General features: G+C 40.2%; 24 protein-coding genes. 1 reads left to right on the top strand and 23 read right to left on the bottom strand.

Annotated elements, in window-relative coordinates; translation table 11 throughout:
• Nucleotides 1-111 precede the first annotated feature (111 nt).
• Entirely contained in the window at nucleotides 112-786 is a 675-nt protein-coding gene (locus tag Q1K78_RS01310) for a flagellar brake protein (RefSeq protein WP_300173606.1), read from the top strand.
• A gap of 36 nt (nucleotides 787-822) precedes the next feature.
• Here Q1K78_RS01310 and flhB read toward each other — a convergent pair whose 3' ends face one another.
• From flhB to Q1K78_RS01425, 23 genes are all read right to left on the bottom strand, one after another.
• Nucleotides 823-1,953, bottom strand: a complete 1,131-nt coding sequence (flhB, locus tag Q1K78_RS01315; RefSeq protein ID WP_300173608.1) for a flagellar biosynthesis protein FlhB — start codon at nucleotides 1,951-1,953, stop codon at nucleotides 823-825.
• A gap of 30 nt (nucleotides 1,954-1,983) precedes the next feature.
• Nucleotides 1,984-2,766, bottom strand: a complete 783-nt coding sequence (gene fliR, locus Q1K78_RS01320; RefSeq protein WP_300173610.1) for a flagellar biosynthetic protein FliR — start codon at nucleotides 2,764-2,766, stop codon at nucleotides 1,984-1,986.
• A gap of 87 nt (nucleotides 2,767-2,853) precedes the next feature.
• A complete protein-coding gene (fliQ, locus tag Q1K78_RS01325; RefSeq protein ID WP_300173612.1) occupies nucleotides 2,854-3,123 on the bottom strand; it encodes a flagellar biosynthesis protein FliQ in 270 nt (89 codons plus the stop codon).
• A 9-nt stretch (nucleotides 3,124-3,132) separates the two neighbouring features.
• Entirely contained in the window at nucleotides 3,133-4,002 is an 870-nt protein-coding gene (fliP, locus tag Q1K78_RS01330; RefSeq protein ID WP_300173614.1) for a flagellar type III secretion system pore protein FliP, read from the bottom strand.
• Nucleotides 3,989-4,375, bottom strand: a complete 387-nt coding sequence (gene fliO, locus Q1K78_RS01335) for a flagellar biosynthetic protein FliO (protein WP_300173616.1) — start codon at nucleotides 4,373-4,375, stop codon at nucleotides 3,989-3,991. The genes fliP and fliO overlap by 14 nt, the downstream gene beginning before the upstream one ends.
• Before the next feature lie 18 nt (nucleotides 4,376-4,393).
• On the bottom strand, nucleotides 4,394-4,780 hold the full coding sequence (gene fliN / locus Q1K78_RS01340; protein ID WP_300174005.1) for a flagellar motor switch protein FliN: 387 nt from the start codon (nucleotides 4,778-4,780) through the stop codon (nucleotides 4,394-4,396).
• Nucleotides 4,781-4,799: 19 nt separating this feature from the next.
• Nucleotides 4,800-5,831 carry a flagellar motor switch protein FliM gene (gene fliM, locus Q1K78_RS01345; RefSeq protein ID WP_300173618.1) on the bottom strand — a complete coding sequence of 344 codons (1,032 nt, stop codon included), beginning with the start codon at nucleotides 5,829-5,831 and terminating at the stop codon, nucleotides 4,800-4,802.
• A 7-nt stretch (nucleotides 5,832-5,838) separates the two neighbouring features.
• On the bottom strand, nucleotides 5,839-6,324 hold the full coding sequence (gene fliL / locus Q1K78_RS01350) for a flagellar basal body-associated protein FliL (RefSeq protein WP_300173620.1): 486 nt from the start codon (nucleotides 6,322-6,324) through the stop codon (nucleotides 5,839-5,841).
• Between the two features lie 63 nt (nucleotides 6,325-6,387).
• On the bottom strand, nucleotides 6,388-7,614 hold the full coding sequence (locus Q1K78_RS01355) for a flagellar hook-length control protein FliK (RefSeq protein WP_300173622.1): 1,227 nt from the start codon (nucleotides 7,612-7,614) through the stop codon (nucleotides 6,388-6,390).
• A 144-nt stretch (nucleotides 7,615-7,758) separates the two neighbouring features.
• The gene (gene fliJ / locus Q1K78_RS01360) at nucleotides 7,759-8,199 is read right to left on the bottom strand and encodes a flagellar export protein FliJ (protein ID WP_300173624.1); all 441 of its coding nucleotides are present in this window, start codon (nucleotides 8,197-8,199) and stop codon (nucleotides 7,759-7,761) included.
• A 28-nt stretch (nucleotides 8,200-8,227) separates the two neighbouring features.
• Complete coding sequence (gene fliI / locus Q1K78_RS01365; RefSeq protein WP_300173626.1) at nucleotides 8,228-9,547, bottom strand: flagellar protein export ATPase FliI; 1,320 nt, start codon at nucleotides 9,545-9,547, stop codon at nucleotides 8,228-8,230.
• On the bottom strand, nucleotides 9,548-10,345 hold the full coding sequence (gene fliH / locus Q1K78_RS01370; protein WP_300173628.1) for a flagellar assembly protein FliH: 798 nt from the start codon (nucleotides 10,343-10,345) through the stop codon (nucleotides 9,548-9,550).
• A gap of 120 nt (nucleotides 10,346-10,465) precedes the next feature.
• Nucleotides 10,466-11,518: a flagellar motor switch protein FliG gene (gene fliG / locus Q1K78_RS01375; protein ID WP_300173630.1), complete on the bottom strand. Its 1,053-nt coding sequence runs from the start codon at nucleotides 11,516-11,518 to the stop codon at nucleotides 10,466-10,468.
• Nucleotides 11,511-13,244, bottom strand: a complete 1,734-nt coding sequence (gene fliF, locus Q1K78_RS01380; protein ID WP_300173632.1) for a flagellar basal-body MS-ring/collar protein FliF — start codon at nucleotides 13,242-13,244, stop codon at nucleotides 11,511-11,513. The genes fliG and fliF overlap by 8 nt, the downstream gene beginning before the upstream one ends.
• A 17-nt stretch (nucleotides 13,245-13,261) precedes the next feature.
• Nucleotides 13,262-13,573 (bottom strand): flagellar hook-basal body complex protein FliE, encoded by a 312-nt coding sequence (gene fliE / locus Q1K78_RS01385; protein WP_060991566.1) that lies wholly within the window; start codon nucleotides 13,571-13,573, stop codon nucleotides 13,262-13,264.
• Nucleotides 13,574-13,673: 100 nt separating this feature from the next.
• Nucleotides 13,674-15,107, bottom strand: a complete 1,434-nt coding sequence (locus Q1K78_RS01390; RefSeq protein ID WP_300173640.1) for a sigma-54 dependent transcriptional regulator — start codon at nucleotides 15,105-15,107, stop codon at nucleotides 13,674-13,676.
• 2 nt (nucleotides 15,108-15,109) lie between these two features.
• Nucleotides 15,110-16,171 (bottom strand): ATP-binding protein, encoded by a 1,062-nt coding sequence (locus tag Q1K78_RS01395; protein WP_300173642.1) that lies wholly within the window; start codon nucleotides 16,169-16,171, stop codon nucleotides 15,110-15,112.
• Nucleotides 16,172-16,301: 130 nt separating this feature from the next.
• Nucleotides 16,302-17,783, bottom strand: coding sequence for a sigma-54 dependent transcriptional regulator (locus Q1K78_RS01400; protein WP_300173644.1), 1,482 nt, complete (start codon nucleotides 17,781-17,783; stop codon nucleotides 16,302-16,304).
• A 190-nt stretch (nucleotides 17,784-17,973) separates the two neighbouring features.
• Entirely contained in the window at nucleotides 17,974-18,384 is a 411-nt protein-coding gene (gene fliS, locus Q1K78_RS01405) for a flagellar export chaperone FliS (protein WP_300173646.1), read from the bottom strand.
• A 15-nt stretch (nucleotides 18,385-18,399) separates the two neighbouring features.
• On the bottom strand, nucleotides 18,400-18,687 hold the full coding sequence (locus Q1K78_RS01410; protein ID WP_300173648.1) for a hypothetical protein: 288 nt from the start codon (nucleotides 18,685-18,687) through the stop codon (nucleotides 18,400-18,402).
• A gap of 32 nt (nucleotides 18,688-18,719) precedes the next feature.
• Nucleotides 18,720-20,687: a flagellar filament capping protein FliD gene (fliD, locus tag Q1K78_RS01415; RefSeq protein ID WP_300173650.1), complete on the bottom strand. Its 1,968-nt coding sequence runs from the start codon at nucleotides 20,685-20,687 to the stop codon at nucleotides 18,720-18,722.
• A 24-nt stretch (nucleotides 20,688-20,711) separates the two neighbouring features.
• Entirely contained in the window at nucleotides 20,712-21,131 is a 420-nt protein-coding gene (locus tag Q1K78_RS01420; protein ID WP_300173652.1) for a flagellar protein FlaG, read from the bottom strand.
• 124 nt (nucleotides 21,132-21,255) lie between these two features.
• Nucleotides 21,256-22,392, bottom strand: coding sequence for a flagellin (locus Q1K78_RS01425; protein WP_300173654.1), 1,137 nt, complete (start codon nucleotides 22,390-22,392; stop codon nucleotides 21,256-21,258).
• Nucleotides 22,393-22,405: the final 13 nt, after the last annotated feature.

Consider the following 22,405-nt stretch of genomic DNA (forward strand, 5'->3'; position numbering starts at 1 on the left):
AAACAGTCACTATGAATTAACCACTTAATTGTTAAGGAAAAATATCAATCTTCATTGCAAGTTATTTCTTCCTTTGTATAATTACCACATCTTATTTCACTTGGTAGTTATATGGCTGATGTATCTCTTAGTACGGATCAAAACGTACTCAATAAAATGGATATTGGTGGCAGAGTCATTATTGAAGTCACTTGCCCAAATGGACAATCGGCTCAAGCAAACTCGAAATTAATTGGCTTTAAAAAAGGGCATTATGTTTTTATTGAGTACCCTCAATCCCCTCCTTTAGAGTTCAATAAAATCTATTTAGAGGGAGCTGACGTTACTTTCCGCTCAATTACCAATACAACTCATCGTGACGTTATCGCTTTTAGAACACAGATCCACTCTGTTATTTATCGCCCTATGGAGATGATTTGCCTTCATGCGCCTAAAAGTATTTCAATGCGACAAATCCGCACTCATCAGCGTATTGATACTAAATTTGCATGTAATTTAGCGGTAGGAAGCCATAATTTAACAGGAGTCATGACTGATTTTTCAGCAGGTGGTTGTGCTATTTCATTACCAGCAAAACTAAATCCTGACAATTTTATTAACCAAAAAGTTACCATTATGATTGAGTTAGATGCCATTGAACCAATCTCTGTATCTGGTGAGATTAAGAATATTGAGGCAAAAGAAAAGCAATCGAAATTTGGGGTAATGTTCGAATCAGATAGTTTAAGTGAATCACAGTTACAAACTCTTCATCACCAATGCATCCTTAAAGGTTGGAGTGTATAAAGATATATTAATAAATAGATATCATCTAGGTTATTCCTATTTTCTTAATTCATCTGGGATAGTTAACGTATTTTCATCAAGTTCAGGCTTCGTGCCCCCTTTCTTCTTATATTGTTTCATCTGAAAAATATACGCTAAAATCTGAGCTACCGCTGCAAATAGTCCATCAGGAATTTGCTGCTCTAGCTCTGTTGAATGATATAACGCTCGCGCCAGTGGTGGTGCAGGCAGGATATCAATATTATGTTCACGAGCAATTTCTCGAATTTTCATTGCTATGTGATCAACCCCTTTGGCAACCACTATCGGTGCCGCATCTTTACTTTGATCGTAACGTAATGCGACCGAATAATGCTCTGGATTGGTGATAATAACGTCTGCTGACGGAACATCTGACATCATTCTACGTTGTGTCATTTCTCGTTGCAGCATTCTGATCCGCCCTTTGACTTCAGGCTTACCTTCTGTTTCTTTATATTCGTCTTTAATTTCTTGTTTAGTCATCTTTAATTGATTCGCGTGTTGCCAGATTTGAAACGGAATATCAATGGCAACAACAATCAATAAAGTACAACTGATCAACAGAATGAAATTTAATAAGATATCCAACGAGTGAAAAATATTGACTGGATAAGTATCTAAACTGAGTTGAAATAGTTCCGCTTTACTCTTATTTATCAAGTAAAAAGCAGTACCCCCAACTAAGGATACTTTTAATATTGATTTTAAAAGCTCAACCCAACTCTGCATGCCAAACATACGTTTAATGCCTGACATTGGGTTCATTTTAGAAGGCTTTGGCATTGCAGCTTCTGCTGAAAAACTAACCCCACCTAGACCAGCGGCTCCAATTAAGGCAGCAACAAACAAAGTCACCAATATCAATAATACGGGAAATATTAATTCCGTTAAGCCGCCACCAACGATCTCAAGCAATTTATTTGTATCATAGATCTCTTCTCTAGAAATAGAAAAAAAACGCCCCATGACAGAAAGTAACGCTTTAGCTACGCCTTCACCAAACCACATTAACGCAACTGAACCACAAACCAATACAGAAACTGAAGCTAATTCTTTTGACCTTGCAACCTGCCCTTTGTCTTTGGCCTGTTGCAAGCGTTTGGCTGTAGCGTCTTCGGTGCGTTCTTGACCGTCACTGTCCGCCATAAATGACCTCCATGATATGTATATCAACCATTAGCAGTCTAGCCTTATCAAGCTACATATCTGTGCCTCGGCACGTCCCCAATGCAGATCATAATGAGTAAATAACCCTAATATAATATAAGAGGTCAATAATAAACCCACCAATAAGGCAAAAGCAAAGCCAAGAGAGAAAATGTTTAGTTGTGGTGCGGCACGCGTCATTACGCCAAACGATAAGTTTACAGTTAATAACGCAATGATCCCAGAAAGTGACATACTCAACCCTGCTTTCATCATAATTCCAAGCCAGCCTGCCATGGATTGATAATCGACACTTGTCAATTTCCCAACACCAACCGGTAACGTACTGAAACTCATTACTACGAAGTTAATCATTTTTAAATGCCCATCAGTCCCTAAGAAAAATAAGATCGATAAAAACATGAATAATTGGCCAAGTAACGGGGTATTTTGTCCATTCGCAGGATCAACCATTGAAGCGAAACCTAGACTCGACTGCATACCGAGGATCTGCCCTAGCAACACAAAAGTTTGTGTAACAAATACCGTCACCATCCCCATCGAAACACCAATAATTATTTGCTCCGCAGTGGTCATAAACCCTTGAAAAGAAACCAATTGTATTTCTGATGACATTGCAGGAATTGCTGGCATCACTGCAAAAGTAATGCTTAGTCCCAAATAGAGTCGAATTCTAGGCGACACAAATCGAGCCCCGAATACTGACATCACCATTAACATGGCAGATATGCGGGTATAAGGCCAAAAATAAGTTGCGATAAAATCTAATACTATTTGAGTTGGGTATTCCATAAATTCAACTAGTTTGTCATCAAGAAAAATTTGCCATTAATAAAAATTTATTGTTGATAAAGGTTCGTCATTAATAAAGACTTATAGCTAAAAAAGTATTGTCGGCATTCGTGCGATCAATTCGTAAAAGTATTCCATCAACATTCGTGTCATCCAGTGACCAAACATCATTAATGCTAACAGCGTAATAATCAAACGCGGTAAGAAACTCAAAGTCTGCTCATTAATTGAGGTGGCCGCTTGAAAAACAGCTACCACTAGACCAATAAGCAGGCTAGGTATGATGATGGCACACACCATGATAAGCACCATGTATAGCGCGCCACGAAATAGATCAATAGCCATTTCAGGTGTCATTTTTGCTCCTTATGTACTAAAGCTTCCGGCGAGAGTTGATAGAATTAAGTTCCACCCATCGACCAGAACAAACAACATAAGTTTAAATGGTAATGACACAATCATAGGAGAAAGCATCATCATACCCATCGCCATCAGAACCGATGCCACCACCAAATCGATGATTAAAAATGGTAAGAAAAGCATAAAACCAATTTGAAAGGCCGTCTTTAATTCCGACGTAATAAACGCAGGAATGATTACTGTAATTGGAACGTCTTCAGGATTATCTACTTCGACACCGGACATATTAACAAAGGTTTCTAAATCTTTTATTCGCGTTTGCGCCAGCATAAATTCTTTCATCGGCACTTGAACAATATCAAAGGCTTCGCGCGCATTAATTTCTTCGTTAATGTAAGGCTGAATAGCAGTGTCATTCATTTTATCAAACACGGGGGCCATGATAAAAAAGGTTAAGAACATAGCAATACCAATGATCACTTGGTTTGACGGTGTCTGTTGCAAGCCCATAGCTTGTCGAAGTATCGACATTACAACTACAATACGGGTAAACGACGTCATCAAGATAACCATCGCAGGCAAAAAGCCCAGCATGGTCATTAATCCTAAAATTTGCAGGTTAACCGAGTAATCTTCTCCCCCATTAGCATTAGTTGTCATGGTAAAAGCGGGAACTCCCGCCCCAGAACTACTGCCTTGAGCTATTGTTTTTCCAGCCCCATTGTCCTTTTCCATTGCCGTAACAGTCATACCTTCGGCAGTGGCTGCTGTAGCAGGAATTGTACTCGCGAGATCATCCACCGCCCATGCAGAAGAGGCGATGAATAAGAGTGAAAAAACCGCCAAAGTGGCGGCAATTAAATTAGTTTTTAGCATTTTTCTTCATCATTTGGCTTAATTGAGTTGAAAATGGCGTTAATGTAGATTCATTTACCTCTAACGGCTTTTCAAGCTTACTCAGCATATTGATATTTTGAGAAGTAATTCCAATTAAGAACTGCTCTTCTCCTACTTGAATTACAGCAACTCTCTCTTTTGTTCCTACTGGTAACTGCTTAACAATACTCATTGTCGTACCTGGGGCCCCTGTTATTCCGGGGAAACGCATTCTCTTTAATAACCAGGCAAAAAATAGAATAAGCACAATAACAAAAATAAGAGAGCCTAATGTCGCCGCTAAATCGACATTAGCTGCCTCTGCGGCAAATAAAGGAAAAGGCATCAAAGCCAATAACCATAGCTGTTTCATACCCTTCCCTTCATCTAATTAACGCAGTTTCTTAATACGTTCAGTTTGGCTGATAACGTCAGTTAAACGAATACCAAACTTGTCATTCACGACAACGACTTCACCGTGAGCGATAAGCGTACCATTAACCATAACGTCCAGTGACTCACCAGCGATACGGTCAAGCTCAACGACAGAACCTTGGTTAAGTTGCAATAAGTTACGAATACTAATATGCGAGCGACCTACTTCCATTGAAATAGTTACCGGAATATCTAGAATTGTATCAAGCTTTCGACGCTCATCTTCATTGAACGCAGGTGCTTTCTCTTCTAAATCATCTAAAGGTGCCGCTATTGCTTCCGTACTTTCACTTAACGCTGCTGCCCATTCGTCAGCCATCTGTTGTTCATTTGAATCCATGATCCATTACCTTCTCTATTTCTTATTCGTCATCTAGATCAAACAATACGTCTTTGCCTAAAAAGGCTAGATCCGTCTTAACCATGTCTGGGCGTTTGATTTTCTCTGTGATCTGTACTGCTAATTTGTCACCAGATTTACCTACTTTACCACGGTAAGTTGGTAATTCTTCTACAAATACGGTAGCAGCTTCTGGCATTTCAACCGGGATAATATCACCCGCTTCTAGGTCCATTAGATCGCGTAATGAAATTTTACTCTCTAACAGATTTACTTTCATTTCCACAGGCACATCCATGATTTCATCACGAAGCGCTTTACTCCAACGGACATCAGTGTCCATTTTGTCACTTTGAACACCCGCATCAAGTAATTCACGGATAGGTTCAACCATTGAGTATGGGAATACAACATGGAAATCACCGCCGCCGCCATCCACTTCAATATGGAATGAACTCACCACGATTACTTCTGTAGGGCTTACAATGTTTGCCATGGTTGGGTTTACTTCTGAATCTAAATATTCAAACTCAACCCCCATAACAGGAGACCAAGCTTCTTTATAATCTTCAAAAATGACTTTTAGCAATAATTGAATGATACGTCGTTCCGTTGGTGTAAATTCACGACCTTCAATCTTGGCGTGGAATCGACCATCACCACCAAAGAAGTTTTCTACCAAAATGAAAACCAAACGAGCTTCCATTGTTATTAATGCAGTGCCTTTTAATGGGCGAAAACGCACCATATTAAGACTGGTTGGTACATACAATGTATTTTGGTATTCACCAAACTTCACCATTGATACACCATTAATCGAAACTTCAGCTGTTTTTCTTAGCATATTGAATAAACTAATACGCATATGACGCGCAAAACGTTCGTTAATCAATTCCAGCGTTGGCATTCGGCCACGAACGATCCTGTCTTGGGATGAGAAATCAAAGTCCTTCATTGAACCTATATTTTCATCACCACCAGGGACGTCATCTTCTACGTCATCTACACCATGGAGTAGAGCATCAATTTCATCTTGAGATAATAGATCTGTCACATTGAACCTATTGCATTACAAAGTCAGTAAATAATACTTTTTCAACTACAGGTTTCGCTGTAATTTTAGTAAAGGCATCTTGAATATCACGTGTTGCCTGCTCTCGAAGCTCAATTCGACCACGAGGCTCTCTTAATTGCTCAACGGTAGCTGCAGCGAAAGTTGACAATAAAGCACTTTCAATTAAAGGCGTGTGCTGCATTGCTACTTCTTCATTTTCGCTTCCACGCATCACCATTTGCACTTTTAATTGAACTAAACGATCACGTTTATCACCGGTCACATTAAAAATAAAGGGTTGAGGCAAGTTTAAATACAATACTGGCATTTTAGCCTCTAATGCGGCGATATTTTGTTCTGTTGACTCCGCAGCAGGATCGCCTAACATAAAGAACCAAGCGGCAGCGCCGCCACCACCAAGTAATAATACAATCAATGCGATGATAATGATCAGTTTCTTTTTATTTTTTGGTGTCTCACCTTGATCGGCCATTGCCTTTCCTCTTGAATAAATCGTTAATTATTTTTTTAACATCATTTGTTTATCTAAAAATGCTTATGCGTAAAAACTAATGCCATCTTTGGGTTTTGATACTTGAACATTGATTTCATGCGTCTCAGAGGACTCTTCACTAAACCCAGAACCTTGATGAGAAGACTTTTGCTGCTGATGCCCATATTGTGATGAATCACCAGAACTTTGCTGTTGTACTGAAGTATCAGCCAATTGAATACCTTGTTGAGCAAACATCTCACGCAAACGCGGTAAACTCTGCTCTATCGCATCACGAGCCTGTTGATTTGAAACGGTAAATTGAACAGCAGCGCCATCAGACCCCATATTCAACCGAATATGCATACGGCCCATTTCTGGTGGATCTAAACGAATATCAACGTACTTTAAGTTCTTCGCCATCATCATATTAATGCGTTCAGCAACTTCATCACTAACCTGCTCTTGACGAATATTCAATGGTGCTGTTGCTGGATCTGTTTTTTGAGCGGTCGCTGCTTGTTGTGTCGCAGTCGTTCCTGATACGCCAGCAAGCTGCTGTGCAAACGAGTCCGTTGTTTTTGATTCAGTTAAATTAACAGTTTCACCATTCACTACTTGAGCCATGCCTAATGCTGATATATCTATTTTCGCTTTTTGAGTCTCAGCTAACTTGCCGGACTCTAATTCTGCTTTGCCAATAAGAGCCGTTGAGGTTAACAACTCCTTGGTTGATTCTTTATTACCTGAGGCTTCGCCTTTAGTTTGCGTTTCACCCGTTTCGGCTTTAGATTTCTGTCCCCATTGGATCTCTTTGACTGGATCGCTCTCATCACCTAGCGTTTTGCTGCTTTCTTTGCCTGGTGTCGCCGCTATGCTTGCTTGAGTCAATAATATATCAGTCTCTTCTTGCTGATCTTCTTGCTGCTTTTCACCAGTTTCAGGCTTCTCTTTAGTTTCCTCTTCTTTAGAGTCAACTAAGGTTCCATTAGCTTGGTCAAGGCGAGATAGTAACTCAAAACCTTCTCCTACCTTATCTTCAATCGTATCTTCTTTTTCTACCGTCGATTCTGTTTGTTCTTTTTTCTTTGCTACTTCAGTTTCTACTACTACTGATTTTTCTTCTAGCGCTGTTTTTTTGGCGTCTTTCTTTTCACTCAAGCCCATTAGCTCTTTAAGCTCTTCAACAAAGCCTTCTGATTCATTTTTTTCTACGGCAGCCGTTTTGGTATCAGGCTTTATCGCAACATTTTTATTGATATTGTTTAAGGACAAATCATGACTGCTCATAGTATATTCTCGACATTGAGTGTGGATTTTTTGACAAGAGCGACAGAGGCTCAGCGTTTGATATTTTAAAGCAAATATTAAGCCACTTTTTATATAAAAATAACCATTAAGGCTAAAAAATTAGCGAGGACTATATTTATAGCACTAGGGTTTAGGACGACGAGCAAACTGTAACGTAGAAAATTCATCCATCATGTTCTGCTCTTGTTTATCGAGCATTTTTTGACGTTCCGTTTTCTTTTTATCAATCATCCATTCGTAAGAACGACGCTGTTTACGCGTCTCCTGCCAGTAGGTTTGACAGTTATCTACTTGAAAGGTGAAATGAGATTCAGCACTCTTTTGTTTGGTTAGTGTTTCATCTAACTGAACTAAGAACTTATTCAAGTGGCTGTATTGACTTGCTGTTAGACCTTGCTGACCACGTTGTAATAGTTGATTACAATAATCAAGCCGATACTTTTCAATCTGCTTTACTTGCTCATAAAAATCATCAAGCTCAGCTTTAGCTTTATTTAACGCCATTACTGCCTGATTTTCTCTGTCTTGAGATTGCTCTAATAAAAAATCAAAGGTATTACTCATGATCTTTCTCTTTCATCGTCTTGTTTATTTAGCCACTTAAGAGCATCTTTAACATGCTCTTACACATATCAAATGGAACTGTCTCTTTCATTTTCTGTTGTAAATATTCATCTAATCGAGGTTTCAAGGTAAAAGCTTGATCTATTGCTGAATTCGAACCTGGTTTATAGGCACCAATCGAAACCAAATCTTGGTTTTTACGGCAAATAGACAACACTTGTCGCACAGCTTTCGACATCAGCATATGTTCTTCATCGGTGATCTGTGGCATAACACGACTAACTGATTTCTCGACATCAATTGCTGGATAATGACCGGCATCAGCCATTTCACGCGAAAGTACAATGTGTCCATCCAAAATTGCACGAGAGGCATCGGCAATAGGGTCTTGTAAATCATCTCCTTCGGTTAATACGGTAAAGAATGCCGTAATAGAGCCTTGATCTTCATTACCATTACCTGCTCGTTCTACCAATGCGGGAAGTTTGGCAAACACTGATGGCGGATAACCCTTGGTTGCCGGCGGCTCACCAACAGAAAGTGCTATTTCACGTTGTGCTTGAGCAAAACGTGTCAATGAATCCATTAAAAGCAGGACATCTAGCCCTTGATCACGAAAATATTCCGCAATGGTTAGCGCAGTTTGGCAACCTTTTAAGCGCATTAGAGCTGATGAATCGGCAGGAGCGGCAACGACCACTGAACGTTTACGCCCTTCTGGACCTAAAATTTCTTCAATGAATTCTTTAACTTCTCGTCCACGCTCACCAATCAGACCAACCACAACCACTTGTGCTGTTGTACCACGCGTCATCATGCCTAGCGTAACTGATTTACCCACACCAGAACCTGCAAATAGACCTAAACGTTGTCCTTTACCGACGGTTAGTAACCCGTTAATCGCTTTTAGACCTACATCTAGAGGCTCTGTAATTGGCTTTCTCGATAATGGATTAATAGGCTCTGAAGTAAATGAAGCGGTTTGCTCAGTATATATTTCACCAAGCCCGTCAATCGGATTACCCACGCCATCAACCACACGACCAAGTAATTCCATACCAACAGGAATACCACTTCCCCCAACAATAGGGGTAACTTTGGCACCAGGAAGCACCCCTGATACTTGTTCATTTGGCATTAGAAATAGATTTTCACCAGAAAACCCAACGACTTCTGCTTCTATTTCACCGTGAATGGTTTCAACGAGGCAAGAGCTACCAATAGGCGCACGACAACCTGTCGCTTCTAATGTTAAACCAACAACGCGTACCAACTTACCAGACGCAATAGCGCGAGTTGTTAGCCCTGTCGTTTTATATTGGAAAAGTCGTTCAGACAACGGCAACATTTACTGATTTCCTTGGTGACGATTTACTCCACAAAATTTAGCTAGCACACTTTTAATGCGCTCTTCTAATAAGTAGCTCACTTTAGAATCAGAGGCTTGGATATTAATATCCCCCACATTCATAGAGGGCTCTGAAATAAGAATCCACTGTTTTTGCTCTAAAGCTTCTTCACCATAAGCATCAATAACACGCTGACGATCTTCTGGATTAAATGAAATCGTGATTTTTCGCTCAGTAACCGGTAACGTCTCGACGGCTTCACGTACAGTATCAAGAAGTATTTGTGGGTTCGTTTTCACCTCAACATGAATCACTTCTTTTGTCAGGGCAAGCACCATATCTACCAGCTGCTTTTCAACTTGAGAGTCAATTAACTCTAACGGTGCGGAAAATTTATCTGCCATTTCTATTAATTGTTTAATTCGTTCTTCGATCTCAGTCTGCCCTGCAGCAATGCCGTCATCATAGCCGACTTGGTAACCTTCTGGTTTCCCGGCTTCAAATCCTTCTGATTGGCCTTTCTCTAAACCTTCTTTATAGCCACATTCTTGGCCTTGCGTTAACCCTTCGTTATAAGCACCTTGTTTAATTTGCTCAATAATCTCATCGGTAAGTACAAATTCTTCAGGCTCTTCTTCTTTCGGAGCTGAAGGCGTCCAACTAGGATCATAATTTAATGCGGTTTCACGAGCTGGCCTATCAGGATCAGTATAATCTGGAGATTCCCAAATATTGGTTTTTTGCAGTTCACTCTCATCGGTAATGCGAATAAAGCCACGTTTTTTGCTGATACTCATAATGACAACCTGTAAAAAGAAAACGATTAGAAAGCATAACGGCTATTCCAATAATACCAATCAAAATTGATATCAAACCGAAATAGCCGTCTTATTATAACTTAAAGAGCTAAAAACGTATTATACGAATTCGTCTGCGCCGCCAGTTAACATGAGGTCACCAGAGTCTGCCATTCGACGAGCCACCGCCAATATTTCTTTCTGTGCGGCCTCTACATCAGCAACACGGACTGGTCCCATTGCGTCAAGATCATCACGCATAAGCTCTGCTGCACGTTTTGACATACACTTAAACATTTTCTCTTTAAGTGCATCATCTGCACCTTTAAGTGCTTTTTGCAACACTTCTTGTGGCACATCACGTAACAGCATTTGAATACCGGTATCTTGAACATCAATAAGGTTTTCAAACACGAACATTAGATCTTGGATCTGCGTTGCTGTCTCTTCGTCTTGGTCGCGAATTTGATCCATCAACATACCTTCAATACTGTTATCAAGATAGTTCATGATTTCTGCTGCTGCTTTCAAGCCGCCAATTTTAGCGGCTTGCGCACCAGATTGACCTGCAAATTGTTTCTCCATGATTTCATTCAATTCAGCCAGTGCTGAAGGTTGAACTTCTTCAAGATGAGCAATTCGCATCATCAAATCCAAGCGGCTACGCTCAGGGAATTGAGATAAAATCTCTGCTGATTGATCTGGATCTAAATACGACAATACGATAGTTTGGATCTGTGGATGCTCATTCATAATGATGCTTGCCACTTGACGAGGATCCATCCATTTCAATGAATCTAATCCTTGTGAACCACTACCTAGTAGAATCTGATCAACTAAGTTATTGGCTTTATCCTCACCAAGTGCAGCCACTAATGCATTACGCATAAAGTCCTCACTGCCCATACCAATGGTTGTGTATTTTTGAATATCTTCTAAGAAAGCACGGTGAATCGCTGACACTTTAGTCTGATTTAAATCAGATACAGTTGCCATTGCCGCGCCCACTTTCTGAACCTGTTTAGGCTCTAAATGACGAATGATGCTTGCCGCGTCATCTTCACTTAAACTAAGTAATAAGATCGCTGCACGCTCTGAGCCCGATAATGAAGAAAGATCAAATTCAGTCGACTCTTCATCTTTCTTTCCTGCTTCAATAATGTCATTAGCCATTTTCAGATACCCAATTTTTAACTACTTGTGCTGCTAATTCTGGTTCATTCGCTACAAGAGCACGAACCGCTTTCAATAAATCTTCATCTTTATGTAGATTTGGAAGATCTATACCTGAACCAAATTCAAAGCCATCACTATCCAAATCACTGCCAATTAGACCCATATCACCATCGCTTCCGCCTTTGCCATTACCATTAACGTTATCTTCCACTTGATTAGGGAATAGTAATTTATTCATCGCAGGACGAACAAGGATAAGAAGAACTGCAATAATCACTAATGCGCCAGCTAACCACTTTATCCACTCATTAAAGCTTGGATGTTCCCAAATCGGCACATCAATTGTAATAGGCTGCTCTTCAATGGCAAATTTCACACTTAATACATTAAGTAAATCACCACGTTGTTCATTTAAACCAACAGTACCAATGATAATTTGACGGATTTTTTCAATTTGATCTACAGGTACTGGTGTATAAGTCACCTCACCTGTTTCTGGATTGACATTTTGACGCTCTTTAACCGCAACAGAGACGGTTTGACGAGCCACAGTGCCACTTTGCTTACGCTCATGACTAATTGTGGTATCTAGTTCAAAGTTACGTGTCGCTTCTTTATGAACCGCACCTTGACCTAATACGGAGCCATCTTTCAATTCAGCAATGTCTTGAGGAATAGCAGAATCAACAGGAGGTTGGTTACTTAACGCACCAGGAACACCAGCAATAACATTACCGTTATTGTAATCTTCTAATGTGTATTCGCTTCGTGTTGATGCCGTTTGTGGATCAAACTTTTTACGTGTTTGCTCAACCGCACTAAAGTCCATTGATACATCAACTTGAGCGGTATAATTACCTAACCCTAAAATTGGGATCAAAATAGCATCAATTTTATCACGTAAAGATTGCTCTTGTTTACGCTCTAATTCTTGCTCTTTACGATGAGCAGTTGCCATTGGATCTTGAGTACCAGAACTCAATAGACGACCATGTTGATCAGTAACGGTTACTCGTGTTGGCTTCATTCCTGGAACCGCACTTGCTACCATATCAACAATTGAATCAACTTCTTCTTGCTTTAGATTTGCACCCATACGCATGGTTAAGAATACCGTTGCCGACGCTTCTTGGTTATGACGTACAAATACACTTTGTTTTGGCATAGCTAACAACACTTGAGCTTTACGAATTGGACGCATTTGCTCAAACGTACTGGCTAATTGACGTTCACGACTCAACTTTAGACGTTCTTGCTCCAAACGTTGAGAAACACCAAAGCCCATGTCTTGCAATAAAATGTCATCACCTTCCCCTACTTGACGGTTTAAGCCCGCACGAGAAAGATCCAATTTCATTTTACTGTACTCAGAAGCAGAAACAAGAATGGTATTACCATCCAATTTATATTCTGCTTTTTGCGCATCTAGGTGATCAAGAACTTGGATTAATTCATCTGTCTCATACGCACCAAGAGGGCGCATTTCAGGCTCTTGAATCCAAAAGAAAAGCATGACAATTAATGCCACACAGATAGAAACAGATAACACGAGGATAACTTGACGTAGTAAATCAAGATTACCAAGCGCTGAATCTAACTTTGAAGAGCTTTGTTCATCTGCATCTAGGTTTTGTGCATCAACAGAACTATCCAGTGCCATTGCACCGCCTGTTGACATTCCATCAGATATCGATAAATCTGTGTTTTTGTTTTCTTCTGACACGCTTTAATTCCTAGAAATTATACTGGCATATTCATCAGTGCTTTATAAGCATCAACGAGCTTATTACGCACTTGAATAGTGGCATCAAATGCAACGCTTGATTTATTACGTGCAATCATTACATCGGATAATGAAACCCCTTCATCACCTCGATCAAAACGCACAGCTAAATCACTTGATGCTTGCTGTAAGCCATTTACATTATTTACTGCTTTTGCAAACATTGCACTGAAGTCCGCACCGACTTCTTTACCTGTTGCTGGACGCGTTGTATTTGACGCGTCAAGCATCATTGCTTGCATTTCGTCTTGTAAACCACCAATTTTCATTTCTATTCTCCGACCCAGTCAACTAATTGACTTAATGTTACGACCCGAAGTAAATAAAGCAATTTACATACCAAAATATCAATAACTGTAAGTTACTGTTTTAACTTGAGATATCGATTCCAGCATCACGCATTTTAGCTAATTTATATCTTAGCGTTCTCGGGCTGATCCCTAATTTTTCTGCTACATCTTTACGCTTCCCATCACACGCTTTGATAGTTTCTAGAATAATAATGTATTCTTGCTCACGTAATTCACCACCTAATCCACTTGAAGTGCTTGAGGTCTCATTATCTTGAGAAATGGGCAGCTCTTGTGGCTCATTTATTGACGCCACTTGCTGTTCTGGCTTAATTGTTGGCGCTTTACCACTGACTACGTCTTGTAATCCACTCGCATCAGACCAATCAACCCCTTCTAATAAAATATCTTCAGCCGTAATATTATGCTCTTCCGCCAAAATCAATGCTCGTTGAATCACATTATCTAATTCACGTACGTTCCCCGGCCACGGGTAGCTTTCTAACTTTGTAGTCGCTTCTTGAGTCAACCGCGGTACTGGTAGCCCTTGTTTTTGACAATGACGTTCAAGAAGGTGTTTCGCAATTGGAGCAATATCACCTTTACGCTCTTTCAGAGCTGGCCATGTAATTGGGAATACGTTTAAACGGTAATATAGATCTTCTCTAAAATTGCCTTCTTCTACGTATCTTTTTAAATCACGGTTACTGGTCGCCAAAATTCGGACATCAAGCTTAATGCTTTTACGCCCGCCTAAACGTTCAACTTCACGCTCTTGGAGTACACGCAGTAATTTGGCTTGTAGGTTAAGATCCATTTCGCTGATCTCATCCAGTAAAATGGTGCCACCTTGGGCTTGTTCAAATTTACCCGGACAGGCTTGAACTGCACCAGTAAAAGCACCTTTCTCATAACCAAACAGAGTAGCTTCTAGCATATTGTCAGGAATTGCAGCACAGTTAATTGCAACAAATGGCCCTTCACTGCGTTGTGAATTGTTATGAATATAACGCGACATGACTTCTTTACCTGAGCCACTAGGACCAAGTACCATCACATTAGCGTCTGTTCTTGCTACTTTATCTGCTAATTTAAGTAATTTAAGGCTTTTCTCATCCGCAACAATCGCATCACCGGTTTGCTCATTTTTTACTGGCGCATAACGACTGACCATGTTCAAAAGCACTTCTGGCGCAAAAGGTTTCGTCATGTAATCTATTGCGCCCTCTTTCATTGCAGATACTGCATCTTCAATGTTGGCATACGCTGTCATCAATAGTACTGGAAGATTAGGCCAATTTAGTTTAATGCTTCGTAATAGAGCCAATCCCCCCATTCCTGCCATCTGAACATCTGAAACAACAATATCAACCGCTTCTTTTTTCAAGATTAAGAGTGCCGTTTCAGCACTGTCTGCCTCAACCCACTCATAGCCTGCTAATTCTAAGGTGTCGATCAACGCTTCGCGTAGGCCTTCATCATCTTCTACGATCAGTACTTTACTTTGCGCCATGGTTATTCTCCAGATTCTGTTTGAGTTGCGGATTCAGTGTATGTTGCTGTTAACGGGATCGACATGGTGAAGCACGCACCATCATCCGGCTCTGAATACAATTCAAGTTGCCCTTTATGTGCTCGACAAACCATTTGAACCACAGCTAATCCCAGACCAGTGCCTTGAGATCGCGTAGTGAAAAAAGGTTCCATAATTTTATCTTGCAGTTCCAATGGGATACCAGGCCCATTATCTTGTACTGATATTTTCAAATACCCGTTTACTGACCTGAAAAAAACATCAATTTGACACTCTTTACCAATTGCTTGAATAGCATTCATAATCAAATTACTGATCGCACTGGCTATGGCGTTTGCATTCCCCATTAATGGCGTCTCTTGGTCTTCTACTTCCAAATGATAATCGACCTGATTCGATTGTAATGCGGTTTCGACCATTGGTTGGTATTCTGCAACCAATTCCTCAATAGTAAAAGATTTCACTACTTTATTATCACCACCTTTTGCAAAAAGCAGCATATCATTCACTTGCTTTTCAAGATCATGCAAGCGGTCAACCAATTTAGTTTGAAAACGTTTATGCGTTGCGGCTGGTAAGTTTGGCGAGCCTAAGTTTGATGCATATAACATCGCACTTGATAACGGAGTTCTTACCTGATGAGCAAGTGAAGCCACCATTTTCCCTAACGATGAAAGGCGTTGTAAACCACTGACACGTGATTGTAATAAGCGAGTTTCAGTTAGATCGGTAATCAAAATAAGTTGCCCTGTCTCTGACGCTGAGATAGCTAAACGAACTTTACGTCCACTACGCAATGAAATCTCATGACCATCGTCTTCTCTTGGATCAAATGACCGTTGAATCACTTCAAACCAACGCTCACCTAGTAGAGGAGGACCAAGAAGCTTAATCGCCTCTGGGTTTACTTCACATACAACACCCTGAGTATCAAGTAATATTACCCCCGCAGGCATAACATCGAGTACTTGTTTATAACGTGTATTTTGTTCTTCTACTGTGCCAAGTAGTGAATTGATCTCACTATCAGAATTACCTTGCATAACTTCATTCCCGCCAAAACAACAAAAGGGCTGATGCATTTTACATGCCAGCCCTCTTTATCTTTACCTATCAATAACTTACATTAAAAACACAAGCTTGACGAGTCAATTATTTGTCATTATTAATGAATTAACGCATATCATCTTTATTCAGATTATATTTACGCATTTTTTCTACTAATGTCGTTCTTCGCATTCCAAGCATATCAGCAGCACGAGCAACTACGCCACCTTGCGCTTCAAGTGCTTGGCATATCATATTCACTTCCACATCAGCCAACATTTCTTTTAGGTTTAGGCCATCTTCAGGCAAATCATTTGATGCAGGACCAAAATTTTGAATCGCTTGCTGAGGAATACCACCATCATTGAAGTTAGCAAACATATCCGCTAATGCCGCTTGTTCTTGCTCTTCAATGCTTTGTTGGTTGTTATTCTCTGGTTGAAACTCTGGAATGTCACTATAACGATATTTCGTTGGTAAGTGATTAACATCCACAGATTCGCCAGGGAATAAAATCATTAAGCGTTCAATTAGATTTGCTAATTCGCGTACATTTCCTGGCCAGTGATGCTCCATTAATGAGTTCACAGCACGAGGGGTTAAACGCACACGTGCACTGCCTTCCGCTTCCATTCTTGCTAATAACTCTTGCAGTAATAGCGGAATATCTTGCTTACGATCACGTAATGCAGGCATTTCGATTGGGAAGACATTTAGACGATAATATAAATCTTCACGGAATATATTCTTCTCAATCATTTCATCTAGATTACGATGGGTTGCCGCCACAATACGAACATCAGCTTTAATACTTTGATTACCACCAACGCGCTCGAAGCAACGCTCCTGAAGAACTCGCAGTAATTTAACCTGCATTGGCATTGGCATATCACCGATTTCATCTAAGAAAAGCGTACCACCTTGAGCTAATTCAAAACGACCTTTACGTGCAGTAATTGCACCTGTAAATGCCCCTTTTTCATGACCAAACAGTTCACTTTCTAACAAATCTGCTGGAATAGCCCCACAGTTAACGGGAACAAATGGACCTTTACGACGAGGTGAATGATAGTGAAGATTTCGAGCGACGACTTCTTTACCCGTACCTGATTCACCTAAAACAAGTACGCTTGCTTCAGTACCGGATACCTGCTCAATTAAATGACGAACCGAACTAATCGCTGCACTTTTCCCAACCATACTACGAAATAAAGTATTTTTTCGACCCAGTTGGGGAATACCTAAGCCACGACGGCCCATAAATTCTTGACAATGACGTAAGGCATCAGTTAATTGAGGATAATTAACTGGCTGATTTAACTCACCAACATAATTGGTCAAATTCTCTAGATCGTACTTTGCCTCCGCAAGCATAATAACTGGAATATGATTATGTTTAATAAGTGATTTTTGAATGGATTCTTTTTGTAAATCATCAGAAATAGCGCCTAAAAAACAAGCACTCCAAGGATCGCTCCACTCAAAAGTAGATAGCTCTGAAGCTGAAATGGCATGACAATGCTCACCGATAAACTCAAGAATAATCTTAAGGTTATGTCGATTTTGCTCATCATCTTCAATAATTAGTGTCTTAGCTAAACCCTGCATAGATGTGTTATGTGCCTTAATTCTTTGATTTAATTGGCTTATTCATTGCGCAGCAACGAAATTATTAAACCATTTTATAGCATAAGAAAAATAAGGCAACCATGACTGTCAATAAATAGACAGTCATACCGTAAATGAGATATTAGTATAATAAATCAAATATAAATTTGATTTATTAAATTATTCCATTCTAGATACCAACTTGATCAGCAGTAAGGTTGTGAAACTCAGCCGGAATTTGATCCCATGCTGATTTAATTTCACGCAACATTTCAACCACATCATCAATCGGCTGAGATTCATTATTTTGATTTGCCTGTGAAATTTGACGGATCATAAAATCATACAAAGAATCAAGATTACTTGCGATATCACCACCATCATCCATTGAAAGGCAAGTGCGTAAACTAATCACGATATCTAACGCTTTACCAAGACGCTCACCTTTTACAGCAGTATTTCCTTGCTGCATAGCTGCCTTACCTTGGATTAAACGCTCAATTGCGCCAGCCATTAGCATTTGAATTACCTTATGAGGTGATGCAGCACTTAATTGGCTATCAATTGATACCTTCTTATATGCTTGTAGTGAACCTCTCATTGTATTTCCTCTGTATTATTGAAATTTTCTATAAAGCTGAACCGATTTCTTCGCATGATTCAACTTTTGATAATCTAAAGCAAATTGCTGCCCTAACTGATTCATTTCATCAACGATCAATTCAGTTCTCGCAATTGCGGTTTGCCATTCAGTGGAATGCACTATTTCTGACACTTGCATACACTGATGCAAAAGTTGTTCCCGATTTGATAAAAAAACCGTCAACTGTTCAAAATTAATATCTTTTTCTTGATATAAATATTGTAACTCTTGATCCAACGTTTCTAATTGTTGTAATAACATTATCGAAAACCCCCTAATTATACTATTTGTGGCTAACCTAGCGCATTCATCATACCTGACAACTGAGCTTTCATTTTCCCAGTCACATCTTGCATATTGGCAAACTTATTACGAGTACGTTCTTGCATGCTGTCCATTCGACGATCTAAATCCATTTGCTGATCATTCAAACGATAATTTTGATCTCGCATGGTATTCATTCTGGTACGAATTGGTCCCGTAACACCCGTCATGCTCTGGATGACGTCTTCTACTTTTTTAGCAAAACCTTTTGAACCACCAAAGAAGGTGTGTAATTGTCCAAAATTTTCATTTAATTGGCGATCAAGCATCGTATGATTAATTTCTAACGTGCCTTGTCGAGTGGTAGATATACCAAGCTCTATTAACGTTTTAATATCTTTAGGTGCTGATTCAACTTGTGAAACAAAAACCGACTTTAACCGTGATTCTGCCGAACGAACCACACTGTCTCCCGCTAATGGACCACTTTGCCCTGTTGCCGGATCAAAGCCGCTCAATGCTTGTGTCGTTTCATAAAACTGATTATAAGTAGACACAAATTGTTCAATAGCGGCTTTAACTCCGTCTCTATCAAACTTAACATCTAAATCAATGCGTTTACTAGCCTCGGCAGTCGTCCCTTTTAGGGTAATATCAACGCCATGAACCGCATCTTGGATTACATTCGTATCACTACTTATCCTTGCAATACCATCAAGAACAACTTTAGCGCTGCTGGCAGTTTGTACTTCTTGTAGACCTGAATAAAGCGGCTTTCTTGGACCTTCAGGTTTGATTGCCTCAACGATTTTCTCTATTGGTTCTAGCTTTTCTTTCGCTATTTCTTTTATTGTTGGCGGTAATTGTTCAATTTTTTCTTTTGCTAATTCAACAAGCTCCTTCTTCGGTGCTTCTTGGGGGGCCTCATAGGTAATACCTGCGGCTTGGAACACAACATCCGGTGTCTGTCCTATTTCCGCTAACGCTTCTGCTGCGTCTTGATCACCTTGTTTCGCCGCTTTAGCTAACTCAATTTTTTCATCTTCACTTGGCAATGCAGCTTGAAGAGTTCCGGCGGTACGTTCACTCCACCCAGACATCCCTGAAGTGGGATCTGTTGGGTCTTCTAACGTTGCTAATGCCACGGTTGCTTCTTGTTGAAGCACTATTTCTTTCGCCGCTTTTTCTTCACGCGCTAATTCACGATTTGCATAATCGATAAGAGGCTTGAAGTAGGAAAATTTCTCTTCATCACTTAATTCAGGAACTTCTTGTGCTGTTATTGGCTCACGCATTTGCTGAGCGGCAATTTCAGGAACTTGTTGATACTCAAGAAGTGTGGGGATATCAAACTTTGTCGATACCACAGGATCAAAATTAGGATTAAAAGCAAAACGATGCAACTGATTATTATATTCAGCATCGATTTCAATTTTAACTTTATTGTTTTCACCTGGTTTATCTGAAGCTAAAATAAGACGTGAGCCACCATCGTCTTTTACGATAGAGGCTTGTACACCTGGATTTGATGGCGCACCATTGATTTGCTTTAATAGATCGGTAATTTTATTATTGTCACCAATAACCTCGACCGTAAAGTCTTTATCACCTAACGAGATCTCGATTTTGCCTGGGCCGAATTTAGCATCGTCACGAATTGGTGATGACGCTAATTTTTGTGCTTGAGCTAATTGTAAAACGTCAATCGTATATCGACCAGCCAAGGCTTCAGGCGTCGCGGTTGCACTCACTACCTCATCATCACTACTTGAAATAGTACGCGAGGCAAACGTGTCCTCTTGACGAAATGTCGACATGAGATTCTTCATGGTATCTAACGATTCTTGCAGACGGCCATAACCACTGATATTCATATCTATATCTGAGCGTTCACGGTCGATGCGCTGCTGCTTTGGTAAGCGCTCGCTTTCAACTATTTTACCCACCATAGAATTAATATCTAGGCCACCACCCATCCCCATAGGGCTCATACTCATGAAGCTTTTTCCTCAATTAACGTGTTATATCCTCTCAGCTATCAATCCAGAAGCACTGGCAGCTAATTCTCTAGCAACTTCCAACATTTTTTCATCGGGGATTTGGCGAATAATATCACCAGAGCTTACCTCAATAACGGTAATAACCTGCCGCCCTGATTCTTCATCTAGGCGAAATGATAACCCTCGATCCATGCTTTTAACGTATTCATTTAGCTCTTTTACTGCTTTATGAAGTTCTTCTTTCTTTTTCGTTTCAAGCTGTTGCTCTGCTTCTACTATAATAGTTTGGCTTGGCGTTAATGTTTCAGACGATTCGCTTGTCGCTATTTTATTTATAGTATTCACAGATGATGTTGGCTGCACATTAGAATAAGCAAATTTCGCGCCACTATTGGAAGGTATGGAAGGAAGGATTGGTGAAGATACAAATGAGGGGGTCATAGTACTTTCCTCCTGATACGAAAAAAGACAGCAGGAGAGCGGCCCGGCTGTCATATTTCAGTAAGTGGGTTGACGATGAAGCCGCCCACCTACCTATTTTAGTATTATCGATTAATCAAGTGGATTAACGTAATAGACCTAGAGCAGCGTTTGGCGCTTGCTTAGCTTGAGCTAAGATAGAAGAGCTTGCTTGCTGTAGGATTTGTGCTTTAGTCATTTCAGTTGTTTCTTTCGCGAAATCAACGTCTTTGATTTGACTCTTAGCAGCAGAAACGTTTTCGTTAATGTTGTCTAAGTTGTTGATTGTGTGACCCATACGGTTTTGAGCAGCACCTAGCTCAGAACGGTGGCTATCAACAAATTTCATTGCTGCATCAACAACTGCAATAGCGTCTTGAGAACCAGCTACTGAAGTAACATCGATGTTACCTACAGTTTTTTGAGCTTGAACAGCATCAGACATACCAGTTTCATTAGCTAGAGCACCAGAGAATGATATTTCACCTTCAATTGTACCTTTAGCTGCGAATACTTGTAGCTTGCCATCTTCACCAACAGATGCCGCAACTTTATCAGTTTGGCCGTTGATGTAAGTTGCTACTTCTTCAATATCATCACCCGCTTTAGCGTTGATTGAAACTGATTGCTCTTCGCCAGACTTGTCTGTGAAAGAGATAGTCATGTTTGCGTCTTTACCAGCAGTCCAACCCGCAGCAACACCTTCTTTCGCAGTGAAAGATTGACCACCCATGTTAGCTTCATCAGCACGTAGGTTATTCAAAGTAAGCATTACAGCTTCACCAGAATCAGCACCTACTTGGAAAGATTTAGTACCGAAGTTACCATTAAGTAGACGAGTGCCACCAAAAGAAGTTGTTTCAGCGATACGGTTCATTTCATCAGAAAGAGCTGTAACTTCTTGTTGGATTGCGCCACGGTCAGCATCAGTGTTTGAACCATTTGACGATTGCAGTGCTAGGTCACGTACACGAGAAAGGATGTTTGAAGTCTCTTTCATTGCGCCTTCAGCAGTTTGCATCATAGAGATACCGTCGTTTGCGTTACGAACCGCTACGTCTAGGCCGCGAGTTTGCGTGTTTAGACGGTTAGAGATCTGTAGGCCAGCTGCATCATCTTTAGCACTGTTAATTTTATTGCCTGAAGATAGACGTTCCATTGATTGGTTCACGTCAGATGTTGCGCTGTTTAGGTAACGCTGTGCTGTCATTGCTGATACGTTAGTGTTTACTGTAATAGACATAAATAGATCTCCT

The organism is uncultured Aliivibrio sp. (genome assembly GCF_946479765.1).
Lineage (GTDB): Bacteria > Pseudomonadota > Gammaproteobacteria > Enterobacterales > Vibrionaceae > Aliivibrio.

Excerpts from the sequence above, each read along its gene's own strand:
- fliS (WP_300173646.1), bottom strand. The coding sequence starts at position 18,384 with ATGAGAGGTTCACTACAAGCATATAAGAAGGTATCAATTGATAGCCAA.
- Q1K78_RS01390 (WP_300173640.1), bottom strand. The coding sequence starts at position 15,107 with ATGGCGCAAAGTAAAGTACTGATCGTAGAAGATGATGAAGGCCTACGC.
- fliP (WP_300173614.1), bottom strand. The coding sequence starts at position 4,002 with ATGCTAAAAACTAATTTAATTGCCGCCACTTTGGCGGTTTTTTCACTC.
- Q1K78_RS01355 (WP_300173622.1), bottom strand. The coding sequence starts at position 7,614 with ATGAGCAGTCATGATTTGTCCTTAAACAATATCAATAAAAATGTTGCG.
- Q1K78_RS01420 (WP_300173652.1), bottom strand. The coding sequence starts at position 21,131 with ATGACCCCCTCATTTGTATCTTCACCAATCCTTCCTTCCATACCTTCC.
- Q1K78_RS01310 (WP_300173606.1), top strand. The coding sequence starts at position 112 with ATGGCTGATGTATCTCTTAGTACGGATCAAAACGTACTCAATAAAATG.
- flhB (WP_300173608.1), bottom strand. The coding sequence starts at position 1,953 with ATGGCGGACAGTGACGGTCAAGAACGCACCGAAGACGCTACAGCCAAA.
- fliE (WP_060991566.1), bottom strand. The coding sequence starts at position 13,573 with ATGAAAATTGGTGGTTTACAAGACGAAATGCAAGCAATGATGCTTGAC.
- Q1K78_RS01395 (WP_300173642.1), bottom strand. The coding sequence starts at position 16,171 with ATGCAAGGTAATTCTGATAGTGAGATCAATTCACTACTTGGCACAGTA.
- fliJ (WP_300173624.1), bottom strand. The coding sequence starts at position 8,199 with ATGAGTAATACCTTTGATTTTTTATTAGAGCAATCTCAAGACAGAGAA.
- fliG (WP_300173630.1), bottom strand. The coding sequence starts at position 11,518 with ATGGCTAATGACATTATTGAAGCAGGAAAGAAAGATGAAGAGTCGACT.
- fliI (WP_300173626.1), bottom strand. The coding sequence starts at position 9,547 with ATGTTGCCGTTGTCTGAACGACTTTTCCAATATAAAACGACAGGGCTA.
- fliD (WP_300173650.1), bottom strand. The coding sequence starts at position 20,687 with ATGAGTATGAGCCCTATGGGGATGGGTGGTGGCCTAGATATTAATTCT.
- fliR (WP_300173610.1), bottom strand. The coding sequence starts at position 2,766 with ATGGAATACCCAACTCAAATAGTATTAGATTTTATCGCAACTTATTTT.
- fliL (WP_300173620.1), bottom strand. The coding sequence starts at position 6,324 with ATGGCCGATCAAGGTGAGACACCAAAAAATAAAAAGAAACTGATCATT.
- fliO (WP_300173616.1), bottom strand. The coding sequence starts at position 4,375 with ATGAAACAGCTATGGTTATTGGCTTTGATGCCTTTTCCTTTATTTGCC.
- fliH (WP_300173628.1), bottom strand. The coding sequence starts at position 10,345 with ATGAGTATCAGCAAAAAACGTGGCTTTATTCGCATTACCGATGAGAGT.
- Q1K78_RS01400 (WP_300173644.1), bottom strand. The coding sequence starts at position 17,783 with ATGCAGGGTTTAGCTAAGACACTAATTATTGAAGATGATGAGCAAAAT.
- Q1K78_RS01410 (WP_300173648.1), bottom strand. The coding sequence starts at position 18,687 with ATGTTATTACAACAATTAGAAACGTTGGATCAAGAGTTACAATATTTA.
- fliQ (WP_300173612.1), bottom strand. The coding sequence starts at position 3,123 with ATGACACCTGAAATGGCTATTGATCTATTTCGTGGCGCGCTATACATG.
- Q1K78_RS01425 (WP_300173654.1), bottom strand. The coding sequence starts at position 22,392 with ATGTCTATTACAGTAAACACTAACGTATCAGCAATGACAGCACAGCGT.